Origin of the sequence: Corynebacterium sp. HMSC30G07 (assembly GCF_001806945.1) — a bacterium.
Taxonomy (GTDB): domain Bacteria; phylum Actinomycetota; class Actinomycetes; order Mycobacteriales; family Mycobacteriaceae; genus Corynebacterium; species Corynebacterium riegelii.
This window is the reverse complement of sequence record NZ_KV786472.1, coordinates 1-21,647: the sequence shown is the minus strand read 5'-3', so window position 1 is coordinate 21,647 and position 21,647 is coordinate 1. Positions and strand designations below refer to the sequence as shown.

Genomic DNA, 21,647 nt, shown 5'->3' with positions numbered 1-21,647 from the left:
ATATGGGATTCCTTTTTGCTCCTGAGCCTAAGCTTGTCGACGCTACCGTGGCCCTCCCCGGCCGTCCCGACCCCGTGCTTACGCACCCGCGTCCGCACGCGGTGTTGGGCACGCCTATTACCGGCCCGTGGCGCGACGGCCAGAAGCGCATCCTGATCGGTATCGGCTGCTTCTGGGGTGCGGAGAAAATGTACTGGCAGCTAGGTGGTGTGGAGTCCACCAGCGTGGGCTACGGCGGCGGGCAGACCCCGAACCCGACGTACCGGGAGGTGTGCTCGGGACAGACCAACCACGTGGAGCTTGTAGAGGTGGTCTATGACCCGGAGAAGGTCACCTTGAAAGAGCTGGTCAAGGTGGCGCTTGAAGCGCACGACCCAACGCAGGGCTTCCGCCAGGGCAATGACGTGGGCACGCAGTATCGCTCCGCGTTTTACACCGACACGGAACAAGAAGCCGAGCAGATCCGCGAGTGGATCACTCAGTACGGCGCGGACTTAAAAGACGCCGGCTACGGCGACATCACCACTGAGGTCAACTCTGTTGAGACCGACGGCGTGCAGTATTTCTTGGCAGAGGACGAGCACCAGCAGTACCTGCACAAGGTGCCCAACGGCTACTGCCCGCACCACTCCACAGGCGTTGCCTGCGGCATCTAAGCGGGGCAGTTAGTAGCCGTACTTTGAAGGGAAGCCGTCTGCAGGCTTGCGCAGCTTGACCGCATCGTTGTGGATCCACTGTGAGGCGCGCGCCAGCTGGCCCTTGCTCAATGCACGATCGCCGTCGACGCCGTGGACCACGGCGTTCCAGTAGGCCACCGTCTCATCGTGGTAGTTGTGCCCGTGCGGTGAAGGCACGTCCTGGGAGGCCAGCTGGTCCATGCCCACCTGCCAGAACGTGACCAGTGGCAGCCACCGAAGCGTGTGCAGCACATCCAGTTTTTGCGCCTCGGGTGCGGGCACACCACGCGAGCCGGGTTCGCGCAGCCAGTCCGGGGCGCGCCACAACAGACTGGGTTGCCACCACGTCACGGGGTCGGAGGCATGTTGGGCAAACACGTAGCGCGGTTCTGCCCACTCGTGCTCGTAAGCATCGCCCTTGAAATCGTGGTGCAGGTGGTCGGGGTGGGCGGTGAAGCGGGTGTGGCGTCCGCCGTCGACAAGCGGCAAGCGCTGCGGGCTTCCCTTCTCCCGCGCACGGGTGAGCTCCGAGTGGTTGTGGGCGAAGCCGGGCACACCGGTGAACACGCCGCCGGAGGTGCCGTGGAGGAACTCGTCGACGGACTCGAAGACGTCACTAACCGCATAGGCGCCGAGGGATTCACCGCCGAGGTAGAGCTTCGGGCGCGTGGCGGGGTCCAGTTTTTCCAGCTCACGCAGCACCGCCTTGGCCAAAATACGGGTGGAGCGCACCGGGGAGATGTGGTCCGCCACGTAGGAGTAAGCGGACGGCAGGAATGAATACTGCATGGACACAATCGCGCTGTCGCCGCGGGTGACAAACTCAAAGCCCGAAGTGTGGAAATCATTGATCCAACCCGTGCCCGCACCGGACATGATCGCGATGTGGCTGCGTGCAAACGCGCCGGTGCGGTGCATCTCCGCGACGGCCTCTTCGGCCATGGCCTCGAAATCGGGGGTGGAATCCGGGTCCGTGTCGTGCAAGCCAACCACCACGCGGATCGGTTCACGCACCTGATCCTCACCCAGCACGCGGCGCAGGTGCTCGGCGCGGGGACCGCCGGCGACGGTGGCACGGCCTTGGCGCCCCAAAGACTGCCAGCTCACCCGGGATGCGGGGGAGCCGGAACGCTCAGGCTCCAAAGGGCGATCCGCACCGCGCATAAACGCGCGGTCCAGCTCCAACGCCTGGCGCGAGGCGCGGGAGAAGAAACGACGCACCACAACCTTGTCCGCAAACAGGACAATGATGGCGCCGCCACCCACAATGGCTAGCGGCCAGGACGTCACCGGCGGCAGGCGGCGGCCAAACAGCGCGTTGAGCGCGTCAATAAACGTCTGCACCACCTCGCCCACAGCAAGGATCGCGCCGTAGCCTGCGGTACCAAGCAGCAGCCCGCCGATGGTGTCCCAGGCCGAGTAGGTGCCTTCAACCTCCACCAGCTTCTCCTGGCGGGCGCGCCGGGAAATCGCCATCCCAATCGCACCCGTGGTCACCGCGGTCATGCCCACGCGCACCGGCAGCGGCAACGGGTCCGGCAGGCGACGCTTCGTGCCAGGGGCCGCCGCACGCGCTACACCGGTCGCCACCGCATGACCGATACCCTGCAAAAACGCCACATTAGCGGCGGTGAACGTCAGCTTGTGCGGCAAAAGCGACGGCGCGATCGCACCCCACGTTGCCACCTCCGCACCCACCGCGCCCGCACGGAAACTGCTGGGCAGGCGCTGCAGGCCATACACGCGCAGTACCGGCGAAAGGTCCGCAAACGTCTGCAGTCCCGCAATAGGCACGGCGAGTAGGCCGTCGCGGCTCACGGAGTATCTACGTCGTGCGTTTCGCAGTGATGCGGTGAGCTTTTCAAGCATGACCCTTATTGTTTCAAATATCCGTACCCTGGGTGAGGTGATGGAAACGACGCGGCCACTGATTGTTGCCCACCGCGGGTTCTCGGGCCGTTTTGATGACAACTCCCCTGAAGCTTTCAAGGCTGCCTTCGAGCTACCCATCCACGGCGTGGAGTGTGACGTACGCCTGACACGGGGCGGGCAACTCGTAGTAGCGCATGACCCAGTAAGCAGCGGCGATGGACTCATGCCGTTTAGTGACCTGCTGGCCATGTTTGCCAACTATCCGGACCACCACCTCTACGTGGAGATCAAACACAACCGCTTCAACTCCGAAGTGCAAAAGCGTACGCTGCAGGAGCTTCGCCGCCACGGCTTGGATGAATCAGACCGGATCCATATCATCTCGTTTTCACGCAACGCGGTGCGCTACTTCCGCAAGAGGGCGCCACTGTTGGATACCTATTTTCTATTGCGCCCGCGCACCTGGTGGTTGCCGGGAGCGCCGGTGGGCCTTGGGCCGTCCATAGTCAGGCTCAATGCAAAACCTGCGCTGATTGGGCGCCTGGGGGTGCGCACCTACACCTGGACGGTGAACACGCCGCGGCAGATGCTGTGGTGCGCCGAACACGGCGTGGATGTTTTAGCGACGGACCTGCCAGACCTCGCGTTGGAGACGCTTGCGTCACCGCGCGAGGAACACTAGGTACGATTTCCAAGCATGGCACCTAGGAAACCAAAGAAGTCCAAGAAGAAAGAGGTTCTGCCCGAGGGCATGAGCCGCCGCGAGGCGAAGCTTGCGGCACGCGCCGCTGAGCGCGCACAGTTTGCAAAGGACCCGCGCCCGTACGGCGGGTTGGCAATGGAGACGGACCTGATTGCACTGCAGGAGTTCGTCCCGTCTGCCGTGGCAAAGGTAGAGGTCAAAGGCACCCCGGTCAACATTGTGACGGTGCTGCCGGGCGCTGGCGCGGCCATGGTCCGCCCAGAAGACCAGGGTAGTGAGCGTTTCGTTGCGCTGCAGGTGCAGTCCCACTCCCAGAACCCGCACCGTGACTTGGCGTACGCCCTGAACTGGGTGCTTGATGCTGAGCCGGGCGCCACGCTGGGCTCTACGGTTGCGGATGGTTCGCAGCCGGAGCTCTCTTCGCTTATTAGCGCTGACGCGACCCTTTCCATCACCGAACACCAGGACTTCGGCTGGTGGTTTGCCGAGGGCACTGAGGTCAGCCCTGAGATCCGTCAGGCAATGGCCCGCGCGAATGACGCTGTGCTTCCTTCCACTCAGGTCAAGGCAGACGTTCCGGGTACCGCGTGGTGGGTTAACCCGGGCGGCGGCAAGGCACACATCCGTTGGGTGCGTCCGGAAGAGAACGAAAACCAGATGCTCAACGCCCTGGCACGCATCGCGGCCCGTGGTGAGCTGAACCTGGGCGAGGGCACCAAGTTCGCCGGCGCCTTCCGCACCCACGGTGTGGTCGTGCCGGTGTGGGACCTGGACCCGTCTGTAGACGCAGCCTCCTACGTTGATGCGCTGGTGACGCTGAACAAGGCGATCGAAACAGAGTACGCATCCGATGCCCAGCTCAACGCCGATGAGCGCAAGCAGCTGGACAACATCAAGTCCCGCCAGGTGACTATCTAGCCGTAGACCTTCTTGCCCGCTACCCAGGTCTGCCACGTAATCGGCATGCCCGGGCGGTAGGCCAGGTTGATGGCGTTTTCCGCATCCAGGATGTGCAGGTCCGCGGCCGCGCCAGGCACCAACGTGCCCTTGGCCGGACGGCCCTGGGGGTCTTTGCCGTCGCCGACGTTGTGGCGCAGCAACGCCTTAGCCCCTCCGGTGGTTGCGGCCTCGATGGCCTCGTCGAGGGTGAGGTACTGCTGCAGCACCGCGGTGGTCACGCAGAAGTTCATCGAAGACGTAAAGGACGTACCGGGGTTGAGGTTGGATGCGATGGCGACGGTCACACCCGCGTCCACCAGGCGACGCGCCGGCGCGAGATCCTCGCGCGTGGACAGGTCACAGGCTGGCAGCAGCGTGGCCACGGTATCCGATCCGGCCAACAGCGCCACATCCTCATCAGAGATGTAATTGACGTGGTCCACGCTGGCCGCGCCCATCTCCACGGCAAGTTTTACACCCGGGCCCTGGCCCAGCTGGTTGCCGTGCACGCGAATGCCAAGGCCGAGGGCTTTGCCGGCCTCAAGCACGCGGCGTGACTGCTCCTCATTGAACGCGCCGTGCTCACAGAACACGTCGATCCACTGCACGTGGTCCTTCACCGCGTCCAGCATCGGGCCGACAACTTCTTCGATGTATTCTTCAGCATCCGCTCCCGGCGGCACCAGGTGTGCGCCCAGGAACGTCACCTCATCTACGTGGCGGGCGGCCACACGTGCTGCTTCCGCTTCAGATTCAACGTTGAGGCCGTAGCCGGTTTTCGTCTCAAAGGTGGTGGTACCACCCGCATGACCTGCGGCCACACGCTGCGCCACCAACTTATCCAGGCGCTCTTCGCCAGCGGAGCGGGTGGCCTCCATAGTCACCGCGATCCCACCAGCTGCGTAGGACTCGCCGGCCATGCGGGCCTCGAACTCCTGGGCGCGGTTGCCGTCGAACACCATGTGCGTGTGCGAATCCACCCAACCCGGCAACACCGCGCGCCCACCAACATCCACGGTTTCATCCGCGTCCTTGGCCTCCGCGGGGGCTTCGTCGGTGGGGCCGACCCAGGTGATCACGTCGGCGTCGATAAGCAAGGCGGCTCCCTTGATCGTGCCCAGCTCAGAGACGGTCCGCAGCTCAGAAATACCGGTAATAAAGGTGCGCATGGATACCTTTCGTTGGGTGGTTGGGGGGGGCTAGTCGCGGGCGTTGAACTGCATCGGGATGCGCACGCCGCGCTCCTGAGCGACCTCGTTAGCGCGAGTGTAACCAGCGTCCACGTGGCGGATAACACCCATACCCGGGTCGTTGGTGAGCACAGCCTTGAGCTTCGCCTCTGCAAGCTCGGTGCCGTCCGCCACCGTGACCTGGCCGGTGTGGATGGAACGGCCCATGCCCACGCCACCACCGTGGTGGATGGACACCCAGGTCGCTCCGCCAGCAACAGCGGTCATGGCGTTGAGCAGCGGCCAGTCCGCCACCGCATCGGTGCCGTCCAGCATGGACTCGGTCTCGCGGTAAGGAGAGGCCACGGAACCGGAGTCCAGGTGGTCGCGGCCGATAACAATCGGTGCCTTGACCTTGCCCTCCTTGACCAGGTTGTTGAAGATCACGCCGGCCTTGGCGCGCTCGCCGTAGCCCAGCCAGCAAATACGTGCCGGCAGGCCCTCGAACTCCACGTACTCATCGGCCGCATCCAGCCAGCGGTGCAGGTGCTCGTTGTCCGGGAACGCCTCCTTGATGGCCTGGTCAGTGACCTTGATGTCCTCCGGATCGCCGGACAGCGCAACCCAACGGAACGGCCCAAGACCCTCGCAGAACAGCGGGCGGATGTAGGCCGGGACGAAGCCGGGGAACTCGAAGGCGCGGTTGTAGCCGGCCTTGCGGGCCTCATCACGAATGGAGTTGCCGTAATCAAACACCTCAGCGCCCTCGTCCTGGAACTCCACCATCGCCTGGACCTGCACGGCCATCGCCTCGCGGGCCTTCTTGGTAAAGGTCACCGGGTCAGCGGCGGCCTCAGTGTGCCACTCCTCCACGGTGTGCTCGGTGGGCAGGTAGGACAGCGGGTCGTGTGCAGACGTCTGGTCGGTGACAATGTCCACGGTTAGCTCGCCTGCGCGGTGGCGGCGCAGCATCTCCGGGAACACCTCGGCAGCGTTGCCTACCAGGCCGACGGACAGCGCACGCTTCTCGTTCTTCGCCTCGGTGACCAGCGTGATTGCTTCCTCAATGTCAGTGGTTACCTCGTCCAGGTAGCGCTTTGCTTGCCTGCGCTTCAAGCGCGTCTCATCCACATCCACAATCAAGCACGCACCACCGTTGAGGGTGACGGACAGCGGCTGTGCGCCACCCATGCCGCCGCAGCCGCCGGTCAGCGTCAAAGTGCCGGCGAGTGTGCCGTTGAAACGCTTCTTCGCCACAGCAGCGAAAGTCTCGAACGTGCCCTGCAGAATGCCTTGGGTGGCGATGTAAATCCAGGAGCCGGCCGTCATCTGGCCGTACATCATCAGACCCTCGTCTTCGAGCTTGCGGAAGTGCTCCCAGTTCGCCCAGTCGCCCACCAGGTTGGAGTTGGCAATGAGCACGCGCGGCGCCCACTCGTTGGTCTTCCACACACCGACCGGCTTGCCGGACTGGACCAAGAGCGTCTCGTCGGACTCGAGGTCCTTCAGCGTATCGACGATCGCGTCAAACGCCTCCCAGCTACGCACCGCACGCCCGGTGCCGCCGTAGACCACCAGCTCATCCGGGTGCTCCGCAACCTCAGGGTCGAGGTTGTTGTGCAGCATGCGAAGCGGAGCCTCGGTTTGCCAGGACTTTGCTGTCAGTTCGGTGCCGCGTGGTGAGCGGACTTCGCGTGCGCCTTCGGACCAGTTCTTCGACATGGACGACTCCTTCGGTTCGGACTGTGGTTTGGGTCACTATGAGGGCAGATTAATGTCCTCACGTGGGAACCGACAGGGGTCGTGGCGTCGATTAGTCTGGCATGCGAGACGCCCGCGAATGGCTAGCGCAGTTCGCCGACTGCGGCCTCGACGGCCGTGACAAACTCGCCGCTTTGCACCAGCTCCACGGCGTGTGCGATCTCGGGTGCGAGGAAGCGGTCCGTGCCCGGGCCCTCCACGCGGGTGCGCAGCAGGTCAACCGCGGCTTGGGTGCCCGGTGCGCAGGCGCCGTCGCGCATGTCCAACGCGCGCGCAGCTGTGAGGATCTCAATTGCCAGTACGCGCTGCAGCCCGTCGACGGCGCGGCGCAGCTTGCGGCCTGCCGCCCAGCCCATGGACACGTGGTCCTCCTGCATTGCGGAGGAAGGAATGGAATCGGCCGAGGCCGGCATGGCGCAGCGCTTCAGCTCGCTGACAATGCCCGCGGCGGTGTACTGCGCGATCATGTGGCCGGAGTCCACGCCCGGGTCGTCCGCAAGAAACGCGTTCAGTCCACGGTTTCGTGCGGTGTCCAGGAAGCGGTCGGTGCGCCTTTCGCTAATGGACGCCAAATCCGCCACCACCACCGCCAAAAAGTCGAAGACGTACGCAACGGGTGCGCCGTGGAAGTTGCCGTTGGAGGTCACGCGCCCGTCCAGGGCTACAACCGGGTTGTCAATTGCGGAGGCCAGCTCGCGCGAAGCCACCAGCGCGGCGTGGTCGACGGTGTCGCGGAAACCGCCCGCGACCTGGGGTGCGCAGCGCACCGAGTAGGCGTCCTGGACCTGCTTCTGACGGAACTCCTCAGCGGCACGCGCGAGGATCTCCGAGCCATCCGCAACGGTGCGAATGTTGTACGCCGCATCTGCCTGGCCCGGGTGCGGGCGCAGCTGCTGCAAGTCATCGGCAAACACGGTGAGCGTGCCGGTAAGCCCCTCCACCGTCATTGCGGTCGCAATATCGGCAACCTTCGCTGCTTCGCGCAGGTCCGTAATGGCCAGGCACAGCATGCCCAGCATGCCATCGGTGCCGTTGATCAGCGCCAGGCCTTCCTTCTCCTGGAGCACCAGCGGCTCAATACCCGCCTCTGCCAGGGCTTCGGCGGCGCTGACGATTGGGCCGCCGCCGACACGCACGTCGCCCTCACCAAGCAGCGCGAGCGCGCAGTGCGCGAGCGGCGCCAGGTCACCCGAGCAGCCGAGCGAGCCGTACTCGTGCACCACCGGAGTGATGCCAGCGTTCAGGACTGCAGCGTAGGTTTCCGCCACGACGGGACGCACACCGGTACGCCCGGTACACAGCGTGGACAAACGAAGCAGCATGGTGGCGCGCACCACTTCCTGCTCCACCTCAGGGCCAGAGCCCGCAGCATGGGAGCGCACGAGCGACACCTGCAGCTGCTCGCGCAGTTCGTGCGGGATGTGGCGGCGGGCAAGTGCGCCGAAGCCGGTGGAGATGCCGTAGACCGGAGTGGGGTCTTCCGCGAGTTCTTCAACGCGCGCACGCGTTTCTGCAATTGCTGCAATGGCCTCAGGGTCAATGGAAACCTTGGCGTTTTCACGGGCAACGGCCACAACATCTGCGATGCTGAGTGCGCCGATGCCTACCTGCACAGTGGTGGTCTGGTTCATGTGCCAAACTCTAGCGTTTATCAAAGAACTTCTGCTTCAAAATTTCTGCAGTTTCTTTCAAAGCGTCCACAAGCTGCTGTTTCTTCGCGTCATCGTTGCAAAGAGGGAATGTGACAGCAACCGCAGCGGCCGGCCGCTGGAGGTGATCAAGCACGGCAACGGCAATGCTTTCTTGGCCGCGGGCAACCTCTTCGATCTCGGTGGACCAGCCGCGCTCACGCACCTGTTCCAGCTGTTCCTGCAGGTCTTTGTAGAGCGGCCGGTTTTCAGAGGTGGCAAAAATGGCGCGCAGCTCAGACTCCGGCAGGTGTGCCAACATTGCACGCCCGGAGGCGGTACGCAGTGCCGGCAGCCGCACCCCCTTCACGGTGACAAGGGAGACCGCGCCGGGCGCGCGTGCTTCGTGGAGGTAGAGCACTTCCGTGCCCGCCAGGCGCGAGAGATGGGTGGAGCCGCCCGCCATCGCAGCGATCTTCTCCAGGGACTTTGCCGCCATGTGCACCAAGGGCTGCTGCGTGGTGTACGCCTGGCTCATCTGGTACGCCGCCAACCCCAAGCCGTAGGTGCTGGGGTGGTCAAGATGAACCACATATCCGGAATCTTCCAGTTCACGCAGCAGGTGGTAGGTGGTTGAGCGTGGTAGGTCGAGCTCGTGCATGATGCGCCGCGCGGAAATCGGTGTGTCCGTGCTTGCTAGCAGCGTCAGGATGCGCAGCACGTTGCGTGCGGCGGGTACCTGAGGCTTTTCCGTCATAGCGCGCAAGTATATCTGCGTGTATAAGCTGTGCCGCATGAATGCAGCAAGCACAGGTTCGGTGTGGCAGGGCCGCGCAGACGGTCCGCGATGGCACCACATTGTCACATCCAGCACCCCTACCAGCGGGGTTGCCTTGGTTGGTTTTTGCTCTGACGAGGGGGTTCGTCGCAACGAAGGCCGCGTTGGCGCTGCCGCTGGCCCGGCCGCCCTTCGCGCCGCGCTGAGTGGTTTTGCGGTCCAAGAGCCCTTTTTGCTTGCCGACGCTGGCGATATCTCCACCCACGGCACCGACCTCGAATCCGCCCAGCGCGAACTCAGCGATACCGTTCGCGACCTCATCGCCGCAGGCAACCTTGTCGTTGTGCTGGGCGGTGGCCACGAGACGTCATTTGCCTCCCACCGCGGTGCCTACGAGGCGCTAGGGAACCTGCAGATTGTGAACTTTGATGCGCACTTTGACCTGCGCCAAGCAGACCAGCCGACTTCGGGCACGCCATTTCTGCAAATTGCTGATCTCGTGGGCAAAGAAGCCTTCGACTACTCAGTCATTGGCATTTCCAAGCCGAACAACACGAAGGTGCTGTTTGATACCGCCGAAGAACTCGGCGTGCGCGTAGTGCTGGATGAGGAGCTACTTGGCCTTTCGCCGCAGCAGGCGGCCGATCAGGCGCTTGAGTCCGTGGCCGGTGACAAGCCGATCCACCTGAGCATTGATCTGGACCTGCTGCCGGCATGGGTGGCACCAGGCGTATCCGCCCCCGCTGGCCTGGGCGTTGCGCTGGAGCAGGTCTACGCCATGGTGAAAGCCGTCGCATCCACCGGACGCGTTCGTTTGGTGGACGTGGTTGAGCTCAACCCCACCTACGACATTGATGGGCGCACCGCCAAGGTGGCGGCGCGGCTTATAGAGGCGATTGTGGGGGCTTGCCACGTGGCGTCGATAAGCAAAAAGCCCCTAGAACACTAAGTGCGCAACCGGCACGGTAATGACCACCGTGAGCACCACCCGGATGAACCAGATCACGACTATCTTGGTCACATTCAGCGGAATGTCGGTGGCCAGCACCGCCGGCACCATCGCGGAGAAGAAGAAGATCTGGCTCACGCACACCACCGCAACGGTGAATTTGAGCACCATGTTGTCGGTGCCAGCGATCAGCGTGGCGGGCAGGAACATCTCTGCAAGGCCGGAGGCAAGCGCGCCGGAAGTCGCCCACGGGTCAGGCAGGCGAAGCAGCCACACCACCGGGTAAAACACCACGCCAAGCGCCTTAAATACCGGCGTGTAGGTGGCAAGCGTCAGACCGATCACACCCACGGACATGATGCCCGGGATCACCTGCACCGCCATGGTCAACCCGTCGCGGAAATTTACCCACAGCACCTTCGGCAGGGACTCCGCGCGCGCCAACTCACGCTTCGCCTCATTCCACGCAGCGCTTACACGGTTGCCGCTGATTTGCTGCTCTGGGTGCGGCTGCGCGCCAGGATAGTAGTCCTCAGACATCCGGCTAATGGGAGGAATGCGCACCATGATCGCGGTGACAATGAACGTAATAATAAAGGTCAGCCAGAAATACGTCAGCCAGTAATCCATCAGGTCAAGCGTCTTGGCAACGATGACCATGAACGTTGCAGACACCGTGGAAAAGCCCGCGGCGACGATGGAGGCTTCCTTGCCGTTGTAGTTGCCGGACTTATACATGCGGTCCGTAATCAACAGGCCCAAGGAATAGGAGCCGAGGAACGAGGCGACGGCGTCGACGGCGGATTTACCCGGCGTCTTAAACACCGGGCGCATAATCGGCTGCACCATCACGCCGATGAATTCCATGAGTCCGAAGCCAACCAGCAGGCCAAGGAAGATCGCGCCAACCGGAATCAACAGGCCGACCGAAATCACGAGCTTGTTCAGAATGAACGGGCCAATGTCCGGGTTGTGCAGAAACGCTGGGCCGAAGTTGAAGACCAGCATTGCGCACAGCACCACCGCAAGTATGGAGAGGAAGGCGAAGATCGTGCGGGCGTAATCTTCCTTCCAACGGCCGGAGACGAACTGGTAAATCGTGCCCGCAACGATGGCCGCAAGAGCGAGATAGCCGGTGCCAGGGCCAAGAGTGGCAATAATCCAGCTGACAATGTGGTCCAACAGAATCGTCTTCTTTTCCCCAACGGTAAATGGGATGAAGAAGGCGAAAATGCCAATGCCCGAGTAGAGGAATAAACGCCACAGATGCGGCGCGTGGACGGGGCCAGAGTCAGTTGCTGTTGGGTTTGTTTCGGCGTCTATCTGCGCTTCCGACATCGCGGGGATGTTTTTCACGTTATAGGCCGGGCGCAGTTTGCTGCGGTGAATTTGCTGGTGGTGGTTTTCCACGGACGGACTCCTTTCACAGGGTTTCCCGATTGTCTCGTGAAGTAGGTCACGAATGTAATGGGTTGTGAAATGCATCAGTCTGGTGACCGAGACAAAGAAATTTTCCCCAATGTGACCCGCGGCACACAGTTATGGCCTACATTCTCTAAATACGTATTCCCCGATACGTAACGCCTGGATACTTAAGGAGCGTCCGTGGAAGCATTTATCAATACCCTCAACGGGATCATCTGGTCCCAATGGCTGGTGTACCTCTGTCTTGGCGCAGGTGTGTACTTCACTGCAGTGACCCTGTTCATGCAGCTGCGCTGCATCCCTGACATGCTCAAGCAGCTTCGCCACGGCGAAAGCTCAGAGGCTGGCATTTCCTCCTTCCAATCCCTGATGATCTCCCTTGCCGGCCGTGTCGGCGTGGGCAACATTGCCGGTGTGGCCACCGCGATCGCATTCGGCGGTCCGGGTGCCGTGTTCTGGATGTGGATCGTGGCGTTCTTGGGTTCCGCGACCTCCTTCGTGGAGTGCACCCTGGCGCAGATCTACAAGGAAAAAGACCGCGATACTGGCGAGTACCGCGGTGGTCCGGCTTACTACATTGAGAAGGCCTACTCCCACACCAAGGCAGCGCCGTTCGCGCTGGTCTACGCCATCATCTTCGCCATCTCCATGATTCTGGCAACCTCCTACTTCCTGCCCGGCATCCAGGCCAACGGTGTGGCCGCCGCAGTGGAGAACGCGTGGGGAATCAACGTGTGGATCTCTGCAGCGATCATGGCGATCCTGCTGGGCTTCATCATCATCGGAGGTGTCAAGCGCATTGCTAACTTCGCATCCATGGTCGTGCCGTTCATGGCGGCGATCTACATCATCCTGGCAATCGTGATCTTGTTCGTGAACGCATCTGAGATCCCGCAGGTCTTCGGCCTGATCTTCCGCTCCGCCTTTGACCAGGAGGCAATCTTCTCCGGCATGCTCGGCGCCGCCATCGCATGGGGCGTGAAGCGAGGCATCTACTCCAACGAGGCCGGCCAGGGCACCGGGCCGCAGTCCGCTGCTGCCGCTGAAGTTTCCCACCCGGCAAAGCAGGGTTTCGTGCAGTCCTTCGCGGTCTACATTGACACCCTGTTTGTCTGCTCCGCTACCGCGTTCATCATCATCTCCACCGACATGTACCGCGTGTTTGAGAACCAGACTGAGGAGGGCACCCCGCGTTATGAGGGCTCCCTGCCCGCCGACATCCCCGTCGGCCCCGGCTTTGTCCAGGAAGGCCTGAACACGCTGGCTGGTGGCTTCGGTCCGACGTTTGTGGCGCTGGCAATTATGTTCTTCGCTTTCACCACCGTGCTTGCGTACTACTACATGGCAGAGGTGAACTTCACCTACCTCAACCGCTGGGTAAAGAACGAGAACGCTCGTACCGCCATCATCTGGCTGCTGCGTGTCCTGATCGTTGTTGCCGTGTTTGTCGGCGCAACCACCACCCCAGGCACGGCGTGGGCGCTTGGCGATATCGGTGTGGGCGCCACCGCATGGCTCAACATCGTGGCTATCCTCTTCCTGCAGGTCCCGGCCATGAAGTGCCTGTGGGACTACCGTCGCCAGAAGAAGGCCGGCCTGGACCCGCAGTTCGACCCGGAGGCCTTGGGCATCCAGAACGCCAACTTCTGGGAGGAGCGCAAGGCGCAGATGGTTGCCAACGGCACCTGGCCTAGCGCAGCTTCCACTGCCTCTAGCGTTGAGCAGCGGTAGTTGCCTCTCGCGGGGATGTGCCCGCGAGGTCTAGACTTCTAGGCCATGGATAACCGGGAGGACCGTAGCCAGTACGTCTACGGCAAAGATGGCAAGCCGTTGCTGGACCGCTACGGCAGGCCAGTGCGTCGCCGCGACGCTAGCGGTGACGCCTCCCGGCGGACCTCGGAATACCGGTCCACTGAATATCAGCCGCGTCGCACTCCACACGAGCAGCGTGCGCGCCAGATCATGCCCGACGAGCTGCCGCAACGACCAGCGCAGCGCCCGGTGCAGCAACGACCGGCACAGCGCCGGCCGGTGCAGCAACGCCGCGAGCCCGTCCCCATGCAGGTCCACGAGCGCCCGCAGCCCAAACCGAAACCCCGCCCGCGGCCAAAACGCAGCCGCCGCAAGCGCCCAGGCTGCTTCGGCTGCGGCAGCCTGATCATCCTCACCGTCCTCGTGCTCACCGTAGTGGGCATGCTGCTTGCAGACGCCCGCCTGACCCGCACCCAAGCCATGCCCACGCAACAGGTGGCAAACACGGCTGGGACGAACTGGCTGTTCGTCGGTTCGGACTCGCGTACGGGTTTGAGCCAGGAAGAGATCGACCGCCTAGGCACGGGTGGCGATGTCGGCTCCACCCGCACCGACACCATCATGTTGATGCATATCCCGCGCGCCGGGCAGGCAACGCTGGTGTCCATCCCGCGCGATAGTTACGTTGAGGTGCCCGGCTATGGCTACGACAAGGTCAACGCCGCGTTCGCCTACGGTGGCGCACCGCTTCTGGTGCAGACCGTGGAGCAAGCCACTGGCCTGCGCATTGACCACTACGCAGAGATTGGCATGGGTGGGCTGGCCAACGTTGTGGACGCAGTTGGTGGGGTAGAGATCTGCGTTGCCGAGCCGATCACGGACCCGCTGGCAAACATCAGCCTCGCGCCGGGCTGCCAGAAGATGGATGGTGCGACCGGCCTAGGCTACGTGCGAACACGTGCAACCGCGCTGGGGGACCTGGACCGTGTGGTGCGCCAGCGTGAGTTCCTAGCCGCAGTCATGAGCAGGGTGATGTCCCCTGCAACGCTGCTCAACCCCTTCCGCATGATCCCGTTGATGTGGACCACGCCTGCGATGTTCACCGTGGATCAAAGCGACCACGTGTGGCACCTTGCGCGAGTAGCGCTTGCCATGCGCGGCGGGGTGCGCACGGAAACGATCCCGATTTATGACTTCATGGATACAGACGTAGGCAACGTCGCCGTCTGGGACGACGCAGGCGCCCAGGCCCTGTTCAACTCGCTGCGATAGCGCGCAGTATCCAAGCCCCCTTAAATCCCGAGCCAGCTCAAATCGAGGATGGGGTAGAGGGTGAAGGCGGTGGCGTCGATAAGAAAATGGGCGATGACCAGCGGCCATACTCGGCCGGTGCGGGCGAACCACGCGCAGAACACCACGCCCATCACGATGTTGCCAACACCTGCGGAAATGCCTTGGTAGAGGTGGTACGAGCCGCGCAGGACGGACGAGGCAGCGATGACCTGCCAGGGTTTCCAGCCAAGCTGGACAAGGCGCGTCATCACATACATCACCACCACGATTTCCTCGCCGAAGCCGTTGGCAAACGCCCATAACAGCGAGGTCGGGACCTGCACCGCATCTGTGGCCGGCACAACCACTTTGCTCAAACCCAGATGCACTGCCGCAACGTAAAACGCCAGGCCGGGAAGGCCGATCAGGGCAGCCAAGCCTGCGCCCCAACCCCAATCGCTCATACGCGGCCAGCGCCAGCGAAAGCGCGCCGGATCATCAACCCACAGCAGGTACCAGGCGAGTGCGCCCCAGGACACCAACACCAGCGCCGAGGTCAGCTGCAGCGCCAGATCCATCCAGGTCACGGAGGATTGGGCGTCCACCAAGACGGTGGTTTGTTGGTTTAAGGGGGCGCTCAGGAGGGCGTCGATAAGCCGAAGCCCCGCCCGCAGCCCTGCGGTGCCGAAGGTGACGGCAAGGACAATGAGAATCTCCACTTTTACGCGCTCGCGCATGCGGCAATGCTAGCGCCCATGAACTGCAGTTAGGCTTATGCGCATGACCTCAATTGCCTATCTGGGCCCCGCGGGCACGTTTACGGAGCAGGCCGCGCGCGCCTTCGACCTGCCCGACCCGCAGTATGTGCCGGTGGATTCGCCCGCCGCCGCACTCGATGCGGTGCGCACTGGAACCGCCGATCGGGCCGTGGTTGCCATTGAAAACTCCGTCGACGGCGCCGTGACCAGCACCTCCGACGCACTCGTCGCCCCCGGCGTGCGCATCCTCGGCGAAACTGAGCTGGGCATCGCGTTTGCCATCATGACCCGCAAGGGCTTTTTGCTTGCCGACGCCACAACGCTGTCCACCCACCCCGTCGCCCACACCCAAGTGAGTTCTTGGGTTGGCGAGCACTTGCCGGGCGTGCAGTTTGTGCCCACAACGTCGAATGCTGCGGCCGCGCGCATGGTTGCGGACGGGGAAGCCGACGTAGCCGCCGCTCCCGAGCGCGCCGCCGACCTGTTTGACCTGGAGGTACACGCCCGCGGCGTGGCGGACATGGACACCGCGCGAACCCGCTTCGTGCTAGTCGGACCCGAGGACGCACCACTGCCGGCGCGCACGGGCCGCGACCGCACCTCCCTGGTCTTCCAAACGCCCAACCAGCCCGGCACGCTGGTGGCCATGCTGCAGGAGTTCGCCTCGCGCGGCGTGGACATGTCGCGCATTGAGTCGCGCCCAACCCGCACCGTGGCCAACACCTACAACTTCTTCGTTGAACTGGTCGGGCATATTGAGGATGCCGAGGTAGCCGAAGCGGTTGCCGCCGTTGAGCAGCGCGCCACCTGGTCGCGCTTTTTGGGAGCGTGGCCGCGATGCTGATTCTGCTGCGACACGGACAGACGTTTTCCAACGTTGAGCGCAAACTAGACACCCAGCTGCCGGGTGCCGCGCTGACGGACCTGGGACAGCAACAAGCCCGCGAGGCCGGCCAGGCGATCATGGAGCGCTTCAACGTTACCCGCGTGATCTCCTCCGAAGCGTTGCGAGCCCGCCAAACCGCCGCCCTTGGCTTCGGTGAAGTGTTCGGTGAGATCCCGGCGGTTGCCGGCCTGCAGGAAGTCAACGCTGGGCGTTGGGAGATGCTCAACTCCCGCGAAGCGCACACCGCGTACTTGACCGCGTTTCGGGGCTTCTACCAGCGCAATCTCCAAGCCGCTATTGAGGGGGGCGACACGCTAGATACCTTCCTCACCCGCTACAAAGCAGGTCTTGCGCCTTACCTGGAACTGGGTGGAACCACGGTTGCCGTCTCCCACGGCGGGGCGATCCGCGCCTTTGCCGCCAACGCCGCTTTTGAACGCGGAGTCAGCGCCGAATACGCCGAACAATCCCACCTGAACAACTGCCAGTGGGTCGTTCTCAACACCGGCGACCCCTCACGCCCCTTCGGCGACTGGGACGTTGTGGAATGGGGCCACTACCCCCACCCCAATTCATGAAGCTCATGCTCCTCAAGGCCGAAGTAGTGGCCGACCTCATGCAGGACGGTCACCTTCACCTCATGGCGTAGCTCTTCCACGTCCTTACAGATTGCCTCCAGCGCGTCTTTGTACACAAAGACCGCATCCGGCAAAAAGCCCGTGTGGTTCGCGTACTGCTCTGTCAGCGGCACGCCCTCAAACAGACCCAAAAGCGTTGGCTCATCCTCGTTGAAATCCCTGGCCAAGACCACCATGTTGGTCATGTGCCGGGCGAACTCCTCGGGGATCGTATCCAGCGCGTCATTGATCATGTCCTCGAACTCTTGCTGGCTTACCGGTTCCATCATGTGCTTGCCTAGTTCTGCTGCGGCTCGCTTGGCTGCGCCTCGCGCAGGGGTCGGCGGTCGGGGCGTTCGGCGGGCGGCGCGGCGTCGATAAGCAAATGCTCCCTGCCCTGCGTAGCTGAACCAGTCAGCTCAGCGAAACCACCCTCCGGGCGCGAAAACACCAGCGCACAGTTCACGCTGCGCGATCCACCATCCCAGGAAATCGGGTTCAGCGTGGTCCAAAACGGCTGCAAGGTGATGCGGTACAGATTTTCCTCACCGCCCAAATAATCCTGCGCGGCCGTGGTACACACATCCGCCAAGTGGCGATCCTGCTCCTCAACACTTGGCGTGTGGTCCGGGAACACATTTGCCAGGTTCTCCGTGGACGTCACCTCCACCTGGTGCGGCTGCGCGCAATCAACGGCAGTCAGCGAACTCGAGGCATCCACCGCCACGCACTGGCCCGGGGAAAACACACGCGCCTGGTCCTGATCAGCCACCTTTCCGCTGGTCATCACCACCCCACCCGCGCGGTCCGTCTCCTGCAAACCGCACAACATGGTGCGATCGCCCTGCGCCCACGCACTCGCAGGCGGCAAAATCGGCGCGACGGAGAAACGTCCCGCCGGGTCAAAACGACCCTCCAGGTAACGCAGTGCAGCGGCGCCGCAGAGCTCCTCACGCAACTGCGCCTGGCGGGTGGTGCTTGGCATCGGCGCATCCGGGCCAAACTCAGAGGTAGGGTAGGTGCCCAAATCCTCCCGAAGCGCCACCTCAAAACGGTGCGGACCAGCGCAATCAGCCTGTTGGAAGTTGGCCACCGAACCGTCCTCGGCAACGTCCCACGTCAAGCAGGAGCCAGCGTCAGCGGACGTAAAAGACATGGCCTGATTCGCCTGCTCACCCGGCATTGGCACGCTCGAGCTCTCCCACGAAAACGCGCCTGCAGCAACCGCACCCGCCAGCGTCGCAATAGTAAAAGCGCGCCTCAAAGCGGTGCGGGAAGAGCTGCCGGAAGCAGTAGAGGAAACCATGGCAGTAGATTAAACGAGCAAAACGGTAGAGTTGCAAGGTGTGATCGATCTCAAGCTAGTGCGCGAAAACCCGGACCACGTCCGCAACTCCCAGGTAGCCCGCGGTGAAGACCCGGCCCTGGTCGACCAGCTGCTCGCAGCCGACGAGGCACGCAGAGCCGCCATCCAAGCCGCCGATGAGCTGCGCGGTGAGCAGAAAGCCTTTGGCAAGAAGATTGGCCAGGCTTCCCCAGAAGAGCGCCCCGCGCTTCTGGAAGGCTCCAACGAGCTCAAGGCACGCGTGAAGGAAGCAGAAGCCCGCGAGGCTGAAGCCGCCGCAGAGGTGACGCGTTTGCAAACCGCCATCCCCAACCCCATCGAGGGTGCTCCCGCCGGTGGTGAAGAGGACTTCATCGTGCTCGAGCACGTTGGTGAGATCCCGGAGTTTGACTTTGAGGTCAAGGACCACCTGGATCTTGCAGAGCCACTTGGGCTGATTGACATGAAGCGCGGCACCAAGATCGGCGGCGCGCGCTTCTACTACCTGACGGGTGACGGCGCGTGGATGCAGCTGGGCATGCTCATGCTGGCCGCGCAGAAGGCCCGCGAGGCCGGCTTCAAGCTGATGATCCCGCCGGTGCTTGTGCGCCCGGACATCATGCAGGGCACCGGGTTCCTGGATGAGCACGATGAGGAGATCTACTACCTCGAGCGCGATGACATGTACCTGGTTGGCACCTCCGAGGTTGCACTTGCCGGCCTGCACAAAGACGAGATCATCGACCTGTCCGACGGCCCGCTGCTCTACGCCGGCTGGTCCTCCTGCTTCCGCCGTGAAGCCGGGTCCTACGGCAAGGACACCAAGGGCATTCTGCGCGTCCACCAGTTCGACAAACTCGAAATGTTTGCCTACTGCAAGCCGGAAGACGCAGAAGCAATGCACCAGAAGCTGCTCGGCCTGGAGCGCGAAATGCTCGCAGCCGTTGAGGTGCCGTACCGCATCATCGACGTTGCCGCAGGTGACCTCGGCTCTTCCGCCGCGCGCAAGTTTGACACGGAGGCATGGGTGCCGTCCCAGGGCACGTACCGCGAGCTGACGTCCACCTCCAACTGCACCACGTTCCAGGCCCGCCGCCTGGCCACCCGTTACCGCGATGAGGACGGCAAGACGCAGATCGCCGCCACCCTCAACGGCACCCTGGCCACCACGCGCTGGCTGGTTGCAATCCTGGAAAACCACCAGCAGGCAGACGGCTCCGTAGTGGTTCCGGAAGCCCTGCGCCCGTGGGTGGGCAAGGACGTGCTGAAGCCCTGATGAATATGCGCCGATACCGCGGCTTTTTGGTTCCGCGCCTGTTCAACGACGCCAGCGCTCACAGCGATGAGGCGGCCGAGCGTTTCTACCAAGGCGCCGTGTCCGCCATCCGCCGCATCTTGGGGCTGATGCGCATTGAGGTCACGGTGGTTGGCGCTGAAAACATCCCGGCAACGGGCGGGGCGCTTCTGGCCGGCAACCACACTGGCTATATGGATTTCGCGCTCATGGGCACTGGTCCGCACGTGCGCGGCAACCGCCTGGTGCGTTTCATGGCCAAGAAGTCCGTCTTTGAGGTTCCTCTTTTGGGCCGCATTTTGCGCAAGATGCACCATGTGCCGGTGGATCGTGCGAAAGGTGCGGCGTCCATTAGCAGTGCTGTGGAGAACCTTCGCAACGGCAACCTGGTGGGGATTTTTCCCGAGGCGACGATCTCCCGGTCCTTTGAGCTGGCGCATTTTAAAACCGGTGCGGTGCGCATCGCGCGCGAGGCCGACGTGCCGCTGATCCCCACCGTGATCTGGGGTTCGCAGCGCATTTGGACCAAGGACCTGCCGAAGCAGCTGCGCGGCGTGCCGGTGATCATTCGCTACGGCGAGCCCGTACCCCTGACCGGCGACGCGGAGGCAGACACCGCCGAGCTGAAGCGCCGCATGCAGCAGCTTCTGGATCTTTCGCAGGCCGAATACTCCGAGCGTTACGGCCCGTTCGGTGCGGAGCCGTGGCTGCCGAAGTCCATGGGTGGCACCGCCCCCACGATCGAGGAGGCCGAGGAGCTCTACCGCGCGGAGAAGGAGCGCAGGCAGAAGTGACACCCCGCATGATCGCTTCCGACATTGACGGCACATTCATCAACTCCGCAGGTCGCGTCACCCCGCGCCTGCGAGCCGTCGTTGCCAGAGCGGTTGAAGCGGGAGCATTTTTTTGCTTAGCGACGGGACGCCCCCACCGCTGGCTGCCCCCCATCACAGACCAACTGCCCTTTGGCCCAGTCTCAATCTGTGCGAACGGGGCAGTGATCTATGACCCTGCCAGAGATGAGATCGTGCATGCCTTCGAACTCGCCTCCAGCACGATGGCCGAGGTCATCGAGGCAGTGGAGCCCGTCATGTCGGATGTCATCCACGGCTTTGGCGTGGAACGCGTCGGGCGTGGCGAGGAATTCTTGATCACACGCGAGTACAACCCCGACGCGTGGGACGACCGCTTCGGCGTGGTGGATGTGGATGAACTGATCGCCCAACCCGCAACAAAACTGCTCATACGCTGCGGATACTTGACGTCTTCTGAGATGTTTGAGCGTATCGCCCCGGTGGTTGATGGCGCCGACGCCCACGTGACCTACTCCATGGACGAAGGTCTTATTGAGGTCTCATGCCCCGGCGTGAACAAAGCCTCCTCCGTGGCACTTCTTGCAGAGAACTACGGTGTTGACGCTGCAGATGTGATCGCGTTTGGCGACATGCCTAATGACCTGGAGATGCTGACGTGGGCCGGGCGAGGCATTGCCATGGGCAACGCCTCGCCAGTGCTCACGTCAGCCGCGGACGAAGTTACAGACACCAACGACAACGACGGCGTGGCCAAAATCCTCGAGCGCTGGTTCTAACCTCCCGGGCCCTGGGCTGGTTGCGCCCGGCCCTGCCTACCTCTGGCCCTGCTTGGCCCTGGCCCTGGATTCCACCCGCGCTGGCCTCTGGGCCTCAGCCTGCACTGGCCCAAACCCCGCCGCAAACCCCCAGCAAACCCCCGCCGCAAACCCCCGCCGCCCCAGCCCGGCTACTTGACATAACGTTTGTCTGCTAGGGGCGGAGGTGCGGCACTAGCATACAACGCAAAATAGGCCGAAAGTCTCTATATT

The 21,647-nt window shown here is 63.1% G+C and carries 20 protein-coding genes; 11 read left to right on the top strand and 9 right to left on the bottom strand.

From position 1 onward, the window contains the following. Positions 1 to 2: 2 nt before the first annotated feature. Entirely contained in the window at positions 3 to 656 is a 654-nt protein-coding gene (msrA, locus tag HMPREF3104_RS08150; protein WP_070495125.1) for a peptide-methionine (S)-S-oxide reductase MsrA, read from the top strand. Positions 657 to 665: 9 nt separating this feature from the next. Here msrA and HMPREF3104_RS08145 read toward each other — a convergent pair whose 3' ends face one another. Beyond that, positions 666 to 2,546, bottom strand: coding sequence for an alpha/beta-hydrolase family protein (locus HMPREF3104_RS08145; protein WP_070495124.1), 1,881 nt, complete (start codon positions 2,544 to 2,546; stop codon positions 666 to 668). On the opposite strand from HMPREF3104_RS08145, the gene HMPREF3104_RS08140 reads away from it, so the two are divergent. Then, positions 2,545 to 3,231, top strand: coding sequence for a glycerophosphodiester phosphodiesterase (locus HMPREF3104_RS08140; RefSeq protein ID WP_246816394.1), 687 nt, complete (start codon positions 2,545 to 2,547; stop codon positions 3,229 to 3,231). The genes HMPREF3104_RS08145 and HMPREF3104_RS08140 overlap by 2 nt on opposite strands. Positions 3,232 to 3,246: 15 nt before the next feature. After that, complete coding sequence (locus tag HMPREF3104_RS08135) at positions 3,247 to 4,170, top strand: DUF5926 family protein (protein WP_083279018.1); 924 nt, start codon at positions 3,247 to 3,249, stop codon at positions 4,168 to 4,170. Here the strand turns inward: HMPREF3104_RS08135 and hutI are convergent. From hutI to HMPREF3104_RS08115, 4 genes are all read right to left on the bottom strand, one after another. After that, complete coding sequence (gene hutI, locus HMPREF3104_RS08130; RefSeq protein ID WP_070495122.1) at positions 4,167 to 5,360, bottom strand: imidazolonepropionase; 1,194 nt, start codon at positions 5,358 to 5,360, stop codon at positions 4,167 to 4,169. The genes HMPREF3104_RS08135 and hutI overlap by 4 nt on opposite strands. A gap of 30 nt (positions 5,361 to 5,390) precedes the next feature. Next, the gene (gene hutU, locus HMPREF3104_RS08125) at positions 5,391 to 7,082 is read right to left on the bottom strand and encodes a urocanate hydratase (RefSeq protein WP_083279017.1); all 1,692 of its coding nucleotides are present in this window, start codon (positions 7,080 to 7,082) and stop codon (positions 5,391 to 5,393) included. Positions 7,083 to 7,204: 122 nt separating this feature from the next. Further along, positions 7,205 to 8,752 (bottom strand): histidine ammonia-lyase, encoded by a 1,548-nt coding sequence (gene hutH / locus HMPREF3104_RS08120; protein WP_070495121.1) that lies wholly within the window; start codon positions 8,750 to 8,752, stop codon positions 7,205 to 7,207. Positions 8,753 to 8,762: 10 nt separating this feature from the next. Continuing rightward, a complete protein-coding gene (locus HMPREF3104_RS08115; protein ID WP_070495120.1) occupies positions 8,763 to 9,506 on the bottom strand; it encodes an IclR family transcriptional regulator in 744 nt (247 codons plus the stop codon). Between the two features lie 37 nt (positions 9,507 to 9,543). On the opposite strand from HMPREF3104_RS08115, the gene hutG reads away from it, so the two are divergent. After that, positions 9,544 to 10,476: a formimidoylglutamase gene (hutG, locus tag HMPREF3104_RS08110; protein ID WP_070495119.1), complete on the top strand. Its 933-nt coding sequence runs from the start codon at positions 9,544 to 9,546 to the stop codon at positions 10,474 to 10,476. Here hutG and HMPREF3104_RS08105 read toward each other — a convergent pair. Further along, complete coding sequence (locus HMPREF3104_RS08105; RefSeq protein WP_246816393.1) at positions 10,465 to 11,886, bottom strand: YjiH family protein; 1,422 nt, start codon at positions 11,884 to 11,886, stop codon at positions 10,465 to 10,467. The two genes, hutG and HMPREF3104_RS08105, sit on opposite strands and share 12 nt — an antisense overlap. 195 nt (positions 11,887 to 12,081) lie before the next feature. Here HMPREF3104_RS08105 and HMPREF3104_RS08100 point away from each other — a divergent pair, with 195 nt between their 5' ends. Next, positions 12,082 to 13,632, top strand: a complete 1,551-nt coding sequence (locus tag HMPREF3104_RS08100) for an alanine/glycine:cation symporter family protein (protein WP_070495118.1) — start codon at positions 12,082 to 12,084, stop codon at positions 13,630 to 13,632. A 45-nt stretch (positions 13,633 to 13,677) separates the two neighbouring features. Continuing rightward, a complete protein-coding gene (locus HMPREF3104_RS08095) occupies positions 13,678 to 14,925 on the top strand; it encodes an LCP family protein (protein WP_070495117.1) in 1,248 nt (415 codons plus the stop codon). A 20-nt stretch (positions 14,926 to 14,945) separates the two neighbouring features. Here the strand turns inward: HMPREF3104_RS08095 and HMPREF3104_RS08090 are convergent, their stop codons facing one another. Continuing rightward, positions 14,946 to 15,662, bottom strand: coding sequence for a CPBP family intramembrane glutamic endopeptidase (locus HMPREF3104_RS08090; RefSeq protein ID WP_070495116.1), 717 nt, complete (start codon positions 15,660 to 15,662; stop codon positions 14,946 to 14,948). A 43-nt stretch (positions 15,663 to 15,705) separates the two neighbouring features. On the opposite strand from HMPREF3104_RS08090, the gene pheA reads away from it, so the two are divergent. Both pheA and HMPREF3104_RS08080 read left to right on the top strand, forming a co-directional pair. Beyond that, positions 15,706 to 16,527, top strand: a complete 822-nt coding sequence (gene pheA, locus HMPREF3104_RS08085; protein ID WP_083279022.1) for a prephenate dehydratase — start codon at positions 15,706 to 15,708, stop codon at positions 16,525 to 16,527. Further along, the gene (locus HMPREF3104_RS08080; protein ID WP_083279021.1) at positions 16,521 to 17,147 is read left to right on the top strand and encodes a histidine phosphatase family protein; all 627 of its coding nucleotides are present in this window, start codon (positions 16,521 to 16,523) and stop codon (positions 17,145 to 17,147) included. Before pheA ends, HMPREF3104_RS08080 begins: the two co-directional genes overlap by 7 nt. Here the strand turns inward: HMPREF3104_RS08080 and HMPREF3104_RS08075 are convergent. Then, the gene (locus tag HMPREF3104_RS08075) at positions 17,126 to 17,473 is read right to left on the bottom strand and encodes a metallopeptidase family protein (protein ID WP_070495135.1); all 348 of its coding nucleotides are present in this window, start codon (positions 17,471 to 17,473) and stop codon (positions 17,126 to 17,128) included. The two genes, HMPREF3104_RS08080 and HMPREF3104_RS08075, sit on opposite strands and share 22 nt — an antisense overlap. A gap of 11 nt (positions 17,474 to 17,484) precedes the next feature. Next, positions 17,485 to 18,492: a septum formation family protein gene (locus HMPREF3104_RS08070; protein WP_070495113.1), complete on the bottom strand. Its 1,008-nt coding sequence runs from the start codon at positions 18,490 to 18,492 to the stop codon at positions 17,485 to 17,487. Positions 18,493 to 18,532: 40 nt separating this feature from the next. On the opposite strand from HMPREF3104_RS08070, the gene serS reads away from it, so the two are divergent. Genes serS through HMPREF3104_RS08055 form a run of 3 tightly spaced genes read left to right on the top strand, consistent with a single transcriptional unit; the run spans position 18,533 to position 21,395 of the window. Further along, positions 18,533 to 19,786 (top strand): serine--tRNA ligase, encoded by a 1,254-nt coding sequence (gene serS, locus HMPREF3104_RS08065; protein ID WP_070495112.1) that lies wholly within the window; start codon positions 18,533 to 18,535, stop codon positions 19,784 to 19,786. After that, complete coding sequence (locus tag HMPREF3104_RS08060; protein WP_246816392.1) at positions 19,786 to 20,598, top strand: lysophospholipid acyltransferase family protein; 813 nt, start codon at positions 19,786 to 19,788, stop codon at positions 20,596 to 20,598. The genes serS and HMPREF3104_RS08060 overlap by 1 nt, the downstream gene beginning before the upstream one ends. Then, positions 20,595 to 21,395, top strand: coding sequence for an HAD family hydrolase (locus HMPREF3104_RS08055; protein ID WP_210386495.1), 801 nt, complete (start codon positions 20,595 to 20,597; stop codon positions 21,393 to 21,395). Before HMPREF3104_RS08060 ends, HMPREF3104_RS08055 begins: the two co-directional genes overlap by 4 nt. Positions 21,396 to 21,647: the final 252 nt, after the last annotated feature.

Excerpts from the sequence above, each read along its gene's own strand:
- msrA (WP_070495125.1), top strand. The coding sequence starts at position 3 with ATGGGATTCCTTTTTGCTCCTGAGCCTAAGCTTGTCGACGCTACCGTG.
- HMPREF3104_RS08080 (WP_083279021.1), top strand. The coding sequence starts at position 16,521 with ATGCTGATTCTGCTGCGACACGGACAGACGTTTTCCAACGTTGAGCGC.
- HMPREF3104_RS08060 (WP_246816392.1), top strand. The coding sequence starts at position 19,786 with ATGAATATGCGCCGATACCGCGGCTTTTTGGTTCCGCGCCTGTTCAAC.
- HMPREF3104_RS08115 (WP_070495120.1), bottom strand. The coding sequence starts at position 9,506 with ATGACGGAAAAGCCTCAGGTACCCGCCGCACGCAACGTGCTGCGCATC.
- pheA (WP_083279022.1), top strand. The coding sequence starts at position 15,706 with ATGACCTCAATTGCCTATCTGGGCCCCGCGGGCACGTTTACGGAGCAG.
- HMPREF3104_RS08095 (WP_070495117.1), top strand. The coding sequence starts at position 13,678 with ATGGATAACCGGGAGGACCGTAGCCAGTACGTCTACGGCAAAGATGGC.
- HMPREF3104_RS08090 (WP_070495116.1), bottom strand. The coding sequence starts at position 15,662 with ATGCGCGAGCGCGTAAAAGTGGAGATTCTCATTGTCCTTGCCGTCACC.
- HMPREF3104_RS08075 (WP_070495135.1), bottom strand. The coding sequence starts at position 17,473 with ATGGAACCGGTAAGCCAGCAAGAGTTCGAGGACATGATCAATGACGCG.
- hutU (WP_083279017.1), bottom strand. The coding sequence starts at position 7,082 with ATGTCGAAGAACTGGTCCGAAGGCGCACGCGAAGTCCGCTCACCACGC.
- hutI (WP_070495122.1), bottom strand. The coding sequence starts at position 5,360 with ATGCGCACCTTTATTACCGGTATTTCTGAGCTGCGGACCGTCTCTGAG.
- HMPREF3104_RS08135 (WP_083279018.1), top strand. The coding sequence starts at position 3,247 with ATGGCACCTAGGAAACCAAAGAAGTCCAAGAAGAAAGAGGTTCTGCCC.
- hutH (WP_070495121.1), bottom strand. The coding sequence starts at position 8,752 with ATGAACCAGACCACCACTGTGCAGGTAGGCATCGGCGCACTCAGCATC.
- HMPREF3104_RS08070 (WP_070495113.1), bottom strand. The coding sequence starts at position 18,492 with ATGGTTTCCTCTACTGCTTCCGGCAGCTCTTCCCGCACCGCTTTGAGG.
- hutG (WP_070495119.1), top strand. The coding sequence starts at position 9,544 with ATGAATGCAGCAAGCACAGGTTCGGTGTGGCAGGGCCGCGCAGACGGT.
- HMPREF3104_RS08145 (WP_070495124.1), bottom strand. The coding sequence starts at position 2,546 with ATGCTTGAAAAGCTCACCGCATCACTGCGAAACGCACGACGTAGATAC.
- HMPREF3104_RS08140 (WP_246816394.1), top strand. The coding sequence starts at position 2,545 with ATGACCCTTATTGTTTCAAATATCCGTACCCTGGGTGAGGTGATGGAA.